The following is a 14924-nucleotide window of genomic DNA, read 5'->3' on the forward strand; positions in this document are numbered from 1 at the left end:
TAATAATTTAAGCTTTAAAAGCAGATTATCGAAAAACGGCATTAAATATGCCGTTTTTTTATGCAAGTGGTTTGTTATACCAATCATAGTAAGTAACTGATCTATTTTACTTGTTAAAACAACTTATTTTTTCGTTGTAAGTTTCGTATAGGGAACAACCATTTACATCAACTTTCGCCTCAAACTAAGCCATTTTTCCGGCGCAAAATTTAGATCAGTTATTTAATACAATTGGTATTAATTCACAGTTTTTTTGAAAATTAATAGGTGATTCTAGCTAAAAAGTCGTATCCTGAAGTTACGTTCATAAATTACGAAAAGGATACTGGAAAATGCCACATTCAATTGATAACTATAGATTAATTACGGGTAAAGATGATTCAGAGTTTTGTAAGCGTATTACTAAAGCATTAAGTGAAGGTTATGAGCTTTATGGGTCACCAACAATGACCTTTAATGGTCAACATGTTGTGGTAGGGCAAGCTGTGATCAAAAGACCCTCTCAATTGGTTTAATACCAATCATACTCATTAACGAATCAATTTAATTGGTATAAAGCTATTAAAAGCAAGCTTAGTGATAGGCTTGCTTTATTCTACGGTCGTTTCTGCTGGTAATATCTCCTCTTCACGCATCTTCTTAAGTAACCACTGCTGTAATTGCCCTAAATATTCATGCATAGAACGTTCTGATTTATACAATTGGTAAGCTGATGGAATGTAATTGTACCAAGGCAAACCATTGCTATGGTCTTTAGCGAGATACATGGCTGGAGCCGGAGTAGGGGATTGATGGAAACGCTTAAACAATTGCATAGCTCTTGGCATATGTGTTGCTGACGTCACTAAGGCTGCTTTTTTACCATCAATAATCAATGACATCACTTTTGCTTCTTGCGCGGTATCAAGTGTGTAATCTAGTCGAATTATCTTCTGTTTTGGGATCTGTAAGGTAACGGCAAGTTGCTCTAAAAGTTGAGCATGACTTTGTGTATCACCAAACCCCGATCCCGAGACAATGATCATGGCATCAGGATTGGCATAATGTAAACGCAACACCTCACTAAAACGACTTAATGCGGTTGCCGAAAGTTGTCCGGTAATAGGTAGATTTGGGTCATCAATACCTGAAGAGCCTAATACTAAAATATAATCGAAAGATTGATCGGCTTTTAATAATGGTGGGTATTGTCGCTCTAAGGGTTTGGTTAGATGATAAGCACTAGGCAGTAAACTAAAGCTAAACAAGATTAAGAAGCTGCACAGTGTTAGTAGTTTGGCTATGACTTGGCGATCACTAAAAAACAGCATTAAAAGGCTGGCAAACAATAATAATAAAGCGAAAGGCAGTGGCATTAATAATCCGCCGATCCATTTTTTTATTATAAACTCCATTGTGCTTCCTTTTGTTATTTATATATTTAAAATATTTTAATCAATAGCTTAGCGTTATTGTTAATGAATTAGCATAATACGTTGACTGTTTTTATTTAGCTCACTTTGTTAGGTATTTTTTAGAAATGACTTGCTCTACAATATCACTTTTTATAACACTAAGTGAATAGTCAATTTAGGAATAAGCTAATTGGCTTATGTTGATGATTGTTAACAATAATTCAGTTATATCCCGTATACTAGCTTATACCAATCATATTAAAGTAAATGAGCTTAATTTGCGCAGAAAAACTGACTCAGTGTAAGGCGTCATTTTAATTAAACAGTTACTCTATGAATGAAATAACAACGCAGAAATAAGTTTTTAACCAGTAAATTTTTAACCAGTAAATAGAAGCGTTAATTAGCATGATTGGTATGAGTTAATGACTTTAAAGAATAGACGAGAAATAGCAGTGAGTGACCATAATTTTGACCCAATCGCAGAAAAATTTGTAAAAAACATTTACGGGAGTGACAAAGGTGAAATCCGTAAAGAAGTGGTTTGGCGAGAACTGGAATATTGTATACAGCGCTTAAATAAACCTGTTCTTAGAGTCTTAGATGCAGGTGGAGGTTTTGGTTTTTTTAGTCAAAAACTCGCCGCATTAGGACACCAAGTTGTGTTATGTGATATTTCTGGTGAATTATTAAAAGTAGCAAAAAAACAGCTGGAAGGACAAGATTATCAACACAATGTGACCTTATTACATTGCTCAATTCAATCGCTTCCAGAATATGTTTCTGGGCATTTTGATCTTATTCTTAATCATGCCGTATTAGAGTGGTTAGCAGAACCGAAAGCCACCTTATTAAACTTGTTAGATTGGCTTAAGGGTGATGGTTTGTTGTCATTGATGTTTTATAACAAGGAAGCACAACGCTTTTTTAACCTAGTATCAGGTAACTTGAATTTTGTAGAATTAGGCATGCCTCGCAAAAAAGTAGTGCGTTTATCACCAACTAATCCGCTATATGAAAGAGATGTGGTAGATTGGCTTACACAAGCTAAGATGCAAACCCTACGTAAAACTGGAGTGCGTGTTATTCACGATTATATGAAATCACCTGAGGTGGCTGAAAATGATTTTGAACAGCTTTTAAGTATGGAAATGACCTATTGCCACCAAGAGCCCTATGCTTCCTTGGGGCGATATACGCATTTAACCTTAGCGAGGGAAAGCTAATGCAGTCATACCATTTTAGAATTAATATCAATTATCAAGAGTTTGAAAAGTTATACCGAGTACCTAACACAGTGGTTAAAGTACGCAGTGAACAAGGCGCGACTATTCAGTTGCCTGCAATGCGCTTTGTCCCATTCTTTACGCAATTAGGGGTAAGAGGGTACTTTGAGTTACAGCTAACTGATGAAAATAAGTTTCAAAGTTTAACCTGTCTTCATCATTAAATATCATGAGAGAATAGCTAGTTAGGTCTATTTCTCTATCTTAATGAGTAGATACTTAAGTGGGCATAATTTGTATACTGCATCTCTAAAAAATTGACTTTTTATATATATTACAAGAATGTTATCTTATTAACCGTCCTTAGCGTCCTATTGATTGGTTTTCTTGTCTTTATGTACAGGGAAGTATTCTCTACTTTCCCAATTTATGTCGTTCTTATTATAATTAATACCATTTCAATGGGTGATTCATGAAAAAAGTATTAACCGTTTTTGGGACTCGTCCAGAAGCGATTAAAATGGCGCCACTAGTCCATCGATTAGCGGCTGAACCAAATATAGAGAGTAAAGTCTGCGTCACGGCTCAGCATAGAGAAATGCTAGATCAGGTATTAGCTCTGTTTGCCATTACTCCAGATTATGATTTAAATATTATGAAAATGGGGCAGGACCTATTTGATGTGACCGAAGGCATTTTAAGTGGTTTAAAACCTGTCCTTGATGAGTTTCAACCTGATGTTGTGTTGGTACATGGCGACACAACCACCACTTTCTCTGCTTCATTAGCTGCATTCTATAATAATATTAAAATAGGTCATGTAGAGGCAGGCTTGCGTACAGGTAACCTTTATTCCCCTTGGCCTGAAGAGGCGAACAGAAGATTGACGGCAGTATTAACCCGTTATCATTTTGCACCTACTGAATTATCCAAAAAGAACCTAGAAAAAGAGCATGTGCCAGATGCGCATATTACGGTAACAGGTAATACCGTTATAGATGCATTGTTATGGGTAAAAAACAAATTACTGTCTGACACTCGTTTACAACAGCGTTTGGATGCTCAATTCTCCTTTTTAGATAAAAATAAAAAGATGATATTAGTGACAGGGCACAGACGAGAAAGTTTTGGTGATGGATTTGAACGTATTTGTGAAGCCTTAGCCAATATTGCCAAAGCACAGCCTGACGTACAAATTGTATACCCAATGCATTTAAATCCTAATGTGAGAGAGCCTGTTAACCGCTTATTAGGTAAATTTAACAACGTCTATTTAATTGAACCTCAAGAGTATTTACCTTTTGTTTACTTGATGGATCGGTGCTATTTAATCATCACGGATTCTGGCGGTGTACAAGAGGAAGCGCCATCTTTAGGTAAGCCTGTACTTGTGATGCGGGACACTACGGAACGTCCTGAAGCAATTACTGCTGGCACAGTAAAGTTAGTTGGGACAGATGTGCAAAGTATTACCGAGGAAACCTTGCTGTTATTAACAGAAAAAGACAGTTATCAAACCATGGCTAAAGCACATAACCCCTATGGGGATGGTTTAGCCTGTGCACGAATAGTAAACGAATTATTGAAGGATTAATTATGCCATTTCAGACGGTCTCTGTGATTGGACTAGGATATATTGGATTACCTACTGCTGCAGTGATCGCTTCACGCGGTATGGATGTAATAGGTGTAGATGTAAATAGTGAAGCTGTTGAAACGATCAACGCTGGTAAAATTCATATTGTTGAACCTGATTTAGATATCGTGGTGCGCAGTGTGGTCACCACAGGTAAATTACGTGCGACAACTAAAGCAGAGCCTGCTGATGTATTTATGGTTGCAGTACCTACTCCTTTAACGCTAAACGAAGGCGGAATACCTACTCCCGATATCTCTTTCATTGAATCTGCTGCTCAGATGATTGCGCCAGTACTCGCTAAAGGTAACCTAGTTATTTTAGAGTCAACTTCGCCAGTGGGGACGACTGAAAAATTAGCTGCTTGGTTAAAAGCAGCTCGACCAGACCTGTCTTTCCCGCAAGATAAAGGTGACCTTGCTGATATTAAAGTTGCACATTGTCCAGAGCGTGTATTGCCTGGACATGTGTTGCATGAACTTGTGTCTAATGACCGTGTTATTGGTGGTATGTCGAGTACATGTAGCAAGTTAGCGACCATGTTATATGCAAAATTTGTACGTGGTGAGTGCATTGTGACCAATGCGCGTACTGCTGAGATGGCAAAATTAACAGAGAACTCATTTCGCGATGTGAATATTGCTTTTGCGAATGAGTTATCGGTGATTTGTGACCAATTGAAAATCAATGTGTGGGAGTTAATTAAATTAGCCAACCGCCATCCGCGAGTGAATATTTTAAACCCTGGTCCGGGTGTTGGTGGGCATTGTATTGCTGTTGACCCATGGTTTATCGTTGATAGCTGTCCTGAACAGGCGAATATAATCAAACAAGCGCGTTTAACTAACGATGCCAAACCACATTACGTAGTTGATCAAATTTATAAAGCGGCTGATCAGTTCAAACACCCTATGATTGCTTGCTTGGGGTTAGCATTTAAAGCAGACATTGATGACCTACGTGAAAGTCCTGCATTGGACATTGTGGAAGATCTCGTGGCTAAAGGTTTTGGTGATATTCTTGCCGTTGAGCCAAATATTAAAACCTTACCTGCGTCCTTATCTAAGTCTGGTGTGAAATTAACCACACTCGAAGATGCATTGGAAAAAGCGAATGTGATCGTTGTGTTAGTGGACCATAAACAATTCAAAGCAACCGACCGTACTAAATTTGCTACCAAAGTTGTGATAGACACCCGAGGCATTATTTAACTTTTGCGCCATAATGAAGCAAGTTAATACCAATCATATTTATTAATTGATCTATTTTGCTTGTGTAAATAATTTATTGCTTCGTTGTACGTTTCTTGAAAGGAACAACCTTTAAAGAGTTAATACCTTTTGTTAACTCTCGACAGGTTCAACTTCGTTTAAATCTACACTATTTTCCTTAGCAACATTTAGGTTACTTATTTTATATAATTGGTCTCATTTGCTAAGGAGAGTAGATGTCTGAGCCTCGCTATGTAAAAGATAGTGCCAATGCCTATTCAGCACTATACCGATGTATTGATTTCTCATTATTCAAACAAGCTTATTTCTGATCCTCTCGATGCGAGAAGAGGTCTATATTCATACCTACTTAGTCGTTGGCTTAATTGCATCAATCGGCTTCTTATTTGCCGCTGAAAGTTATCAACTATATCGTTGTTGGCGCCTTGGTGAGTTCTCTCGAATCGCCAGTTATACCTTCCTATGTTGGGTAGCAGGTGTGTTCTGTGTGGTCATTTTCCTGTTTTTTAGTAAAACCAGTTTAGATATCTCTCGACTAATTGTTGGGTTATGGATTGTTTTTAATAGTATTGCCCTCGCGGGTTGGCGCTTTCTGCTTTACCTGTTTCTTTACAAACGTCGTCAAGCTGGGTTTTATACACGTAAAGTGGCGATTTTTGGTTTAACCCAATCAGGGGTATTACTGGCTGAACAATTCATTAATAAGCCTGAAACTGGTTATATATTAACTGGCTTCTATGATGACCGAGCTGATACTCGCTCACCCACTAAATACAAAGAGCATTTATTAGGTGGTATTAATCAAGGTATTGAGCTCGCAAAAGCGGGAGGGATCGAGGTTATTTATATCGCATTACCTTTAGCTGCCCAAAAGCGTATAGAAGGGGTGTTGAGATCTTTAGGCGATACCACCATTGATGTGTTTATTGTGCCCGACTTTTTTACCTTTAACTTATTGAATGCTCGTTTATCACACCTTGGTGCCATTCAAACAATCAGTGTTTATGAGTCGCCAATGACCGGCCCCTCAAGATTATTAAAACGTCTTGAAGATATCCTTGGTTCATTAGTGATACTAACGATTATTGCACTACCTATGTTATTAATCGCCTTGTTAATAAAAATCGACTCTAGAGGGCCTGTTTTATTTAAACAACTACGGTATGGGTTAGATGGTCGAGCGATACAGGTATGGAAGTTCCGATCCATGCACTCCATGGAAAATGGCAAAGTAGTGAACCAAGCCGTACGCAACGATGTGCGTATCACTAAGTTAGGGGCAATATTGCGTCAAACTTCCTTGGATGAATTACCTCAATTCATTAATGTGTTGTTTGGCAGCATGTCATTAGTTGGCCCACGTCCTCATGCTGTTGCACATAATGAAGAGTACCGAAAGCTGGTGGACTATTATATGTTGCGCCATAAAGTCAAACCAGGCATCACAGGCTGGGCACAAATTAATGGCTGGCGAGGCGAGACAGATACCCTAGTTAAAATGCAAAAACGTGTTGAATTTGATTTAGAGTATATCCGTAACTGGTCAATTAGTTTTGATCTCAAAATTATTTGCTTAACCATAGTCCGTGGCTTTAGAGATAAGAATGCTTATTAATCTTGCTATTGGTGATAGAGGAAAGGATTGAGCTTGATGTTCTTACTAAATGATGATTTACATAAGTATTATGTCTGAATATTAGGCACAGTAAAAAGTGTGTTGGTTAATCACTCCCGTTGATTTGAGCCATTCTCTTCAGCCCGTTTCATATGTTAACGTTTGTCGTGGTCCAGCTAGGCTTTTAGTCGCTGCATTGAATAGGCTTTGTTACAGCTAAACTAAAAGTCGTTATAACAATTTTTTAGCTTAGTACTTAGCTCATGAGATATGGTTTTAGGGGCACTGGCTTCAACCGGCTTGTTTTGACTTTACCTGGTTTCCGCGCTCCTCCGTCGGAACTTATATATACATAGAGCAATAAATACTTAGTATTAATTAATGCTTACGTTTGTCCAACCTACTTTAATCTTATTATTACTAGTATCGCTTTGTCGGTGGGTTACTTCCTTTAAACCAGTAGAAAGCTGAAACCAAAGATTCTATTTGTATTTTCTTAATTGAATAGAAGAGTTATTCAGTGAGTTTACGTAAAGAAATATACGTTTATTTATACACATAGAGTATTTGCAACATTTCCGCCGTAAATATTGCATTTTGTCATCTTTCCACATGATTTATATTTCATCTTTTGTTTTAAACTATTGATTAAAATAATATTTACAGTAGTCTAGGTCTATTATTAATCATTAGATGTTTGTCATCTTCCCGCTGGGAATGTGACATTTTGTTATCTAATAAGATGTTATACCTTCTGCCGAAACTAGAATAAATTACTATTTAAAAAGGAAAAATAATTGTATATATCTGTAGAGCAGTCTAACACCTTAGATAAGGTCATAAAATGTACGGAAGTATCTTTTAGAAGTTTTATTTCTGAGGTCTTAGTTTGTAAGTATACCTCTCCTGAGATATTTAAAAGTGCACTTCAAGCTATATCTATTTCTGAAGATTTAATTTATTCAAGAAGAATAACTGCAAAAATTAGGTCTTTTGTCGCTAAATCTGATGAAATATACGCATTATTAAATGAATGTAATAATTCAATGATTAATAATGAATTTAACAATGATGTACCATATGTTTCAGAAATATTAGAATTACTTTTAATATTTTTTAACTCAAGTTTCTTAGAAAAAGATATTTCTAACTCTTTTAGCTCTATAGAAGAGTTTCATTATTGTTGTACTTTATATCATAAAATTAGAAACAACTTATCTCACCCTGGTTCTCGTCCTGTCTCTGAACTTGAAGCGAATAAAACGATTTACTTCATTGAAAATATTATTGCAAATTTAGACAGCAAGTATTTTTGGTATTACTCAAAAAGTAAATTAGGTGATGACGTAATTAAATATAATCAAATTAATTCACATAATCATGCTCTTACAGAAAATTTAAACTATGCCATTTCTCACCACAATACATTGCACTGTAGGGAAAAATAATAGAGCAACTTTATAGCTCATTGTTAGGTAATAATATTCGTCAAAGGCTTGCTGGTTCAATTGTTTTATATGGCTATGGTGGTGTGGGTAAAACTGCTATAACTACGGAGTTTTTATACCGAGTATTACGTGATAAAAAGGATGGTAAGTATACAGACGTTAGCTATCTTTTATTTTACTCAAGTAAAGATGAGTACTTGCGAGATAATAAGTCAACAGGGGAATTATATTTAGACTCTGCATGAAGCCGGAATTTACAACTCTTGAAGGGTTACAAAGTCTAATTTGTAAATCCTTAAGCTTTGAGAATATTTCTGATTTAGCTGAGTATGATAAAAATGGAATTATTGCTATTGATAACATTGAAAATATTGATGAATCGGAAAAGATTAAAATATTAGATTTTATCAAATCAGTCCCACGAACAGTTCAATTTATATTAACATCTAGAAATGAAGAACAATGTGAAGAAAAAATACACGTTGAAGAATTTAGACAAGATCCAATAGGCTTAAGTTTCATTGAAGAAATAATTGAATCTGAAGGGTTTAACTTAGATCTTACTCACCTACAGATCCAAAAATCTTAAAAGTATCGAAAGGTAATGCACTAATTATTCTTCAAGCTCTAAATATTATTGATAGAAATGTATCAACTTTTGATGAGCTTACATCTTCACTAGAAAGTATGAGATTCTAAAAACGCTGAAATGATAGCAAGTTTTATGTATAAAAATACATTTGATAATGCTTTATTATACCTTTCAGAACAAGGTCTTCCTGTAAATGAAGTTATGCAAATAATTTCATTGTATGATGAAAAAATAGAACTTTACTCAGTAAGTAAACTTGTCAAAATTGATGTTTCAGATGCAGAAAAAATCTGTAATTATTTGCTAGAAAGGTTGGTTTTAGTCAAGAAAGGTGAATATTACGAACTCAATGAATTTGCCAAACGTTTTGTGTTTATAAAGCTATTGCCTGATCGATTCATTCAAAGCAATATCAAAGATAAAATTAAAACTCATAAAACCCGAATGAAGCAAAAAATTGCTGAGCTTAATGACATCCAAGAAAAAAATTCAGTACTTCATCATAATGTAACTGTTTGGCAACCAAGAAACTATATAGATAAGATCATCATTGCAGAGCTATTTTCATTGTATGGTGAAGCTATAGTTTGTGTTGGTGCTCGAGATAAAAGTGGTTATGAGAAGTATTTAAAAGAATTTGATGAACATTCATTTATAACTAACCACCCTTATTTACCTCTACAAAAAGCAAGGCTTTTAATAGAAGGTATTAGGAAGTTTTATCGTGGCGACAAAAAAATATTACAACAAGTTGAACATTTATACGAAGAAGCTATCGAATCCATTGAATATGATTATAGATATTTGATTGGAACTGTTGCTCACCAATCACTTTTAATGGTTTTTGGCATATTCCTTTCACAACAATTAAATGAATACAGTCGAGCTATAAGGTATTTAGAACTCTCGAAAAGATACTTGGACAATAACCAAGACAAAGGCTGGTTTACAACTTGTAATTATCTCTCGACTGCTTATGAGAAAAAGTATATTGAAACTAATGATCAAGCTTATAGTGATCAATTAAAAAAAGTTGTTAGAGAAGTCTTTGAAAGCAAGACATCATTGGATGTATCGCGTTTTAAAAAGAAATTTAGATCCTGGTATAAAAAATAAAAGGTATAACAAGTGGAAGGTGTCCACTTTTGCGGGTGAAGATCACAAAAAACAGTTGGTTTTGCTCCTTCGTCGCTAATTTTAACCAACTGTTTTTTGCCTGTTAACAGGGCGTTGAGGCTGTAGAATTTCTCCAAAAAGAGCGTTTATCGCTCTTTTTTAATTGTGTCTCATTGTACAGAAAACGACCTTGAATGCGGTGATCGACTGTGATCTAATAGCTATTATTCGCTCAGAGTTAAATGTAATGGCTAACTATAAACCTGACTTATTCTGCCAAAGTAAATTCATTCCGATTGATTTTTCACAGCAAATTATCCCTGGTACTTTTGAATACGCACTTTCCCATATCGTCGACAAACACCTTGATCTAAGTACTTTTGATAAATGGTACAACAACGATAAAAATGGCGCGGCTGCTTATCCTCCTTCAGTGATGTTGAAGATAGTTCTGTTTGGTTATTCACGAGGCTTGGTCAGCAGTCGTCGCATTGCAAATGCTTGTGAAACCAATATTACCTTCATGAGATGTTGTTGAAAAAAGAGGGGTGATGAGCAACCTCATTACACTTCCATAGCTAGTTTTGTCGCTAAAATGAAAGACCAAATTAAACCACTTTTTACTCAAGTATTAATGATATGCGACCGTGAAGGTTTGATAGGCCGTAACATGTTTGCGATTGATGGATGTAAAATTCGTTCGAATGCTAGTAAAGAGTGGAGTGGCACATTTGATGAACTTGAACGTAAACAAGCGAAGTTGCGCAGAGCAAGTCAGCGCATACTTGCACGTCATCAAGCACAAGATAGTTTGAGTGAAGATGAAATTGCCCATGATTTAAAACAGCAGGCTAAACTTGATAAAAGCGCGGATAAAATTAAAGAATTCTTGGCGACCAATGAAGAGAAGTTAGGTAGTCAGAGAAAGCCCGTAAAAGTAATATCACTGACCCAGACAGTGCGAAGATGACCACGAGTAAAGGTACTATTCAAGGCTATAACGGCATAAGTAAGTAGCGGACACCCATCTATTTTGAATTAATTTAAAACGTAAACTATCTTTTAGATGTGCTTATTGTTGCATTTAGGAGGTAGTTTATTATGACTCAATCCCGCCAATCACAAGTATCGTTATCTGATACGCCTTATTACCATTGTATTTCACGCTGTGTTCGCCGTGCTTATTTGTGCGGGGAAGATAAATACACTGAAAAGTCTTTTGAGCATAGGCGTCAATGGGTGGTTGAACGAATACATTACCTTGCTTCGCTGTTTAGTATTGATATTTGTGCCTATGCTATTATGTCCAATCATTATCATCTGGTGTTACATGTAGATGAAGCATCTAATGAGGCTCTAAGTGATGAGGCAGTTTGTGAACGCTGGTGTCAGCTATATACAAAGCCTGTATTAGTTGAACGTTGGCAATCAACACAAACCATATCAGAAGCAGAAAATAAAGTGGCATTATCTATTATTGATAATTGGAGAAATAGGCTCGCTGATATCTCATGGTTTATGCGTTGCTTAAACGAATTCGTCGCACGTAAAGCCAATAAAGAAGATGAATGCTCAGGTCGTTTCTGGGAAGGGCGTTTTAAATCTCAAGCGCTATTAGATGAAGATGCCTTATTAACTTGTATGGCTTATGTGGATTTGAATCCAGTTCGAGCAAAAATGAGTGATAGTGTAGAAACCTCTGAATATACGTCTGCTTATGAGCGCATTCATGGTGTTGCCCAACAAAACGAAAAACCACTAGCGTACACTTTTACTAAAAAACCTTTATTTGGTTTTATAGGTGATGAAAATGAACAATCAACACGAGGTATTCCATTTTCGCTATTAGATTATATTGAGTTAGTGGATTGGAGTGGTCGTATTATAAGAGAGGATAAACGTGGCGCTATTTCAATGCATCGTCCTAGCATACTCTCTCAGCTTGGGTTAGATGATGACACTTGGTTATCACTAGCCAGTCGCTTTGGTAAAGATTATCACGGAGCGGTCGGGTCGTTAGAAGCATTAGCCGTTTATGCCAGCCACACAGGAAAGCGTTGGATAGCCAGTAAAAATCAATTACGGCTGCATTAGCTAATCGGTAGTTTATTTCATTAACAATAATGCCCTAATTAGCACCCGCTAAGCACTTCCTGCATACAAAAATTGATATCTTTAAGTTTTTTCTTCTAAATTAAACGCATTACCTCGAATAGTTCAACAATGTGTATTGTTCACTTAGTTTTTTACTTAGCTTTTTGATAATCGAATCGTATTATCATTATAATGTAAATTAATGGATGTCTAAGTTAGATTCTAGCCAGTCGCTTTGGTAAAGATTATCACGGAGCGGTCGGGTCGTTAGAAGCATTAGCCGTTTATGCAGCCACACAGGAAAGCGTTGGATAGCCAGTAAAAATCAATTACGGCTGCATTAGCTAATCGGTAGTTTATTTCATTAACAATAATGCCCTAATTAGCGCTCGCTAAGCATTTCCGCATACAAAAATTGATATGTTTAAGATTTTTCTTCTAAATTAAACGTATTATCTCGAATAGTTCAACAATGTGTATTGTTCACTTAGCTTTTTGATAACCGAAATCGTATTATCATTATAATGTAAATTGATGGATGTCCGGATTATCGTATGTTTCATTTTAAATTGTTGATTAAAATGATAATTGCATTAGTCTAAGTCTATTATTAATCATTAGATATTTGCCATCTTTCCGCGGGAAAAGTGACATTTTGTTATCTAATATGCTGTTAAGTGTCATGCGTTGTGTATTAATTCCTCATGGAGTATTAAAAATTTGTTTAATAAAATAAAAAGCTTAGTCACCTCAACTATTGAGTATGAATTTAAAGATAAAAATGGGTTTATTACAAATAATATTGGTAAGTTATTTATATTCTTTCATTTTATTATGGGCTTTTTCTGCTTGTGGTTGACCTATTTTCAATTATCCATGATTGTTAAGGCGCATGGAGATCCTTTGTTTTGGAAATCAGGGCTTGAAACAGCTTATCTTGTTGTAGGTGTGTTTTGGGGGAATATAGGGTGGGATTTTTACTCTAATATCAAAAAAGGGGTTTCTGCATCGGTGATAACGGACTATATGGTAAATTTTTCAGCACCTGGTGTTTTTGTTTTTCCGATAGTTGTATCGATAATTCAAGCTATCGTTGGTGTTAAGCAAGAAGGGGTATTTTGGGGCTATTACCAACTGACTTCTAGCACGTTTTGGTTTGCAGTTATTGCTTTAATTTTATTTAGGTTCGCAGCCAAATATAGAACACTTAACAAGGCAATCAAGTCGGATTCTGATGCTCACCCACTTTAGTAGACACCTCCTCTATACACTGAGGAGGTTGAAATGCCCAAATATACACAACCAAGAAAGACCTGGTTTTATCCAGTAAGCTTTAAAATTAAAGCGGTCAAACTAAGCTTAAGAGACGATGTAATGTCTAAGGATGTTGCTTCAGCACTTGATATTCATCCATTAATGTTAAGTCGGTGGCGAAAAGAGTATCGAGAAGGAAAGTTCTTAAAGGTACAGCGCTACAGTGTCGATAGTGAAAATATGAAAAAAGTCCCTACTAAAAAAGAATTAACTGCAATTCAGAAGCTTCAGAAAGAAAATGAGCGTTTGAAATTGGAGAATGGTTTGCTAAAAAAGTGGCAACGGTATCTGGCGGAAGTACATCAGAACGATTTGGATTCATCCAAGGGTTCGGAGAAGTCTTAGGCGTCAAATACCTTTGTGAATGGCTTGAGGTCTCTCGCAGTGGCTACTATGCCTGGTTAAAAAGGTCTATTTCGGTGAGGGCCTTATCAGATGCAGTTTTGTTGCAAAGTATTAAGAAAGTGTTTAACGATAATCACCAAACTTATGGAAGCCCCCGAGTCTTTCATGCCTTAAAAAGGGCTGGCATAAGAACAAGTGGAAAGCGGGTTGCACGATTAATGCGTGAAAATGGGCTAAGGGCACGGGCAATAAAAACTTATAGCAAGCCCGCTAAGATAAAGTTCTTTTATAAAGAAATACAAAATGAACGTAAGAATATTGAGAAGCCAACAGATATCAATCAACAATGGTCAGGTGATATTACGTATCTTAAAGTTGGAACTAAGTGGCACTATCTTGCAGTCGTTATTGACTTGTTTTCACGTAGAGTTATCGGGTGGGCTTTTGGGAAGAACAAATCTACAGAGCTTACTCTTAAAGCATTACGTTTGGCGATTAAAAAGCGTCAACCTGTCAATCGTGTATTGTTTCATACAGACCGAGGTGCGGAATATAGAGCACATAATGTTCAGGAATATTTAAAAAGACACAACATTAATGCGAGTATGAATCGACCAGGGTGTTGCACGGACAATGCAGAAGTAGAGTCATTTTTTCACTCGCTTAAAGCCGATTTAATTCGAGGAAATCGTTTTGAAACAATGAGTAAGTTGCATTCTAAGCTTAAAGGCTATTTAAACTATTTTTATAATCGACAGCGCTTGCATTCGAGCTTAGGATATAAAACACCTGTAGAATATGAATTAGCAAAGATATAACAAGTGGAAGGTGTCCACTTTTGCGGGTGAAGATCAACTAACATGAAACTAATGGACACCTAATAACTTTGACGAATCATAATGACTCTCCAAC

14 protein-coding genes and 1 pseudogene are annotated in these 14924 nt (G+C 36.1%); 14 read left to right on the forward strand and 1 reads right to left on the reverse strand.

The window, feature by feature from the left end; genetic code table 11:
- Positions 1–332: 332 nt before the first annotated feature.
- Positions 333–515: a DUF1737 domain-containing protein gene (locus ACLKL2_RS00445; protein WP_220149623.1), complete on the forward strand. Its 183-nt coding sequence runs from the start codon at positions 333–335 to the stop codon at positions 513–515.
- A gap of 75 nt (positions 516–590) precedes the next feature.
- Here the strand turns inward: ACLKL2_RS00445 and ACLKL2_RS00450 are convergent, their stop codons facing one another.
- Positions 591–1394, reverse strand: a complete 804-nt coding sequence (locus ACLKL2_RS00450; RefSeq protein ID WP_413692956.1) for an ElyC/SanA/YdcF family protein — start codon at positions 1392–1394, stop codon at positions 591–593.
- Positions 1395–1849: 455 nt separating this feature from the next.
- Between ACLKL2_RS00450 and ACLKL2_RS00455 the strand changes: the two genes are divergently transcribed.
- From ACLKL2_RS00455 to ACLKL2_RS00520, 13 genes and pseudogenes are all read left to right on the forward strand, one after another.
- On the forward strand, positions 1850–2620 hold the full coding sequence (locus tag ACLKL2_RS00455) for a methyltransferase domain-containing protein (RefSeq protein WP_413694378.1): 771 nt from the start codon (positions 1850–1852) through the stop codon (positions 2618–2620).
- Entirely contained in the window at positions 2620–2844 is a 225-nt protein-coding gene (locus tag ACLKL2_RS00460) for a DUF2835 domain-containing protein (protein WP_113817695.1), read from the forward strand. The genes ACLKL2_RS00455 and ACLKL2_RS00460 overlap by 1 nt, the downstream gene beginning before the upstream one ends.
- Before the next feature lie 248 nt (positions 2845–3092).
- Positions 3093–4214, forward strand: a complete 1122-nt coding sequence (gene wecB / locus ACLKL2_RS00465; protein ID WP_413692957.1) for a non-hydrolyzing UDP-N-acetylglucosamine 2-epimerase — start codon at positions 3093–3095, stop codon at positions 4212–4214.
- A gap of 2 nt (positions 4215–4216) precedes the next feature.
- Positions 4217–5467 carry a UDP-N-acetyl-D-mannosamine dehydrogenase gene (gene wecC / locus ACLKL2_RS00470; protein ID WP_113817693.1) on the forward strand — a complete coding sequence of 417 codons (1251 nt, stop codon included), beginning with the start codon at positions 4217–4219 and terminating at the stop codon, positions 5465–5467.
- A gap of 340 nt (positions 5468–5807) precedes the next feature.
- Positions 5808–7103: an undecaprenyl-phosphate glucose phosphotransferase gene (locus tag ACLKL2_RS00475; RefSeq protein WP_413692958.1), complete on the forward strand. Its 1296-nt coding sequence runs from the start codon at positions 5808–5810 to the stop codon at positions 7101–7103.
- A 797-nt stretch (positions 7104–7900) separates the two neighbouring features.
- Positions 7901–8551: a hypothetical protein gene (locus tag ACLKL2_RS00480; RefSeq protein ID WP_413692959.1), complete on the forward strand. Its 651-nt coding sequence runs from the start codon at positions 7901–7903 to the stop codon at positions 8549–8551.
- Positions 8552–8571: 20 nt separating this feature from the next.
- On the forward strand, positions 8572–8796 hold the full coding sequence (locus tag ACLKL2_RS00485; protein ID WP_413692960.1) for a hypothetical protein: 225 nt from the start codon (positions 8572–8574) through the stop codon (positions 8794–8796).
- Positions 8793–9140, forward strand: coding sequence for a cell division protein SepF (locus ACLKL2_RS00490; protein WP_413692962.1), 348 nt, complete (start codon positions 8793–8795; stop codon positions 9138–9140). The genes ACLKL2_RS00485 and ACLKL2_RS00490 overlap by 4 nt, the downstream gene beginning before the upstream one ends.
- A 135-nt stretch (positions 9141–9275) precedes the next feature.
- On the forward strand, positions 9276–10259 hold the full coding sequence (locus ACLKL2_RS00495; RefSeq protein WP_413692963.1) for a hypothetical protein: 984 nt from the start codon (positions 9276–9278) through the stop codon (positions 10257–10259).
- A 247-nt stretch (positions 10260–10506) separates the two neighbouring features.
- A pseudogene (locus ACLKL2_RS20235) lies at positions 10507–11270 on the forward strand (transposase); the annotation flags it as partial.
- A 90-nt stretch (positions 11271–11360) separates the two neighbouring features.
- Positions 11361–12353, forward strand: a complete 993-nt coding sequence (locus ACLKL2_RS00510; RefSeq protein ID WP_413692965.1) for a transposase — start codon at positions 11361–11363, stop codon at positions 12351–12353.
- Between the two features lie 720 nt (positions 12354–13073).
- Positions 13074–13604 (forward strand): hypothetical protein, encoded by a 531-nt coding sequence (locus ACLKL2_RS00515; RefSeq protein WP_413692966.1) that lies wholly within the window; start codon positions 13074–13076, stop codon positions 13602–13604.
- A 33-nt stretch (positions 13605–13637) separates the two neighbouring features.
- A protein-coding gene (locus tag ACLKL2_RS00520; RefSeq protein ID WP_413692283.1) for an IS3 family transposase occupies positions 13638–14830 on the forward strand; the annotation gives its coding sequence in 2 pieces (ribosomal slippage) (positions 13638–13943 and positions 13946–14830; 1191 coding nt in all).
- Positions 14831–14924 lie beyond the last annotated feature (94 nt).

This window comes from Psychromonas sp. KJ10-2 (assembly GCF_047323255.1).
GTDB lineage: Bacteria > Pseudomonadota > Gammaproteobacteria > Enterobacterales > Psychromonadaceae > Psychromonas.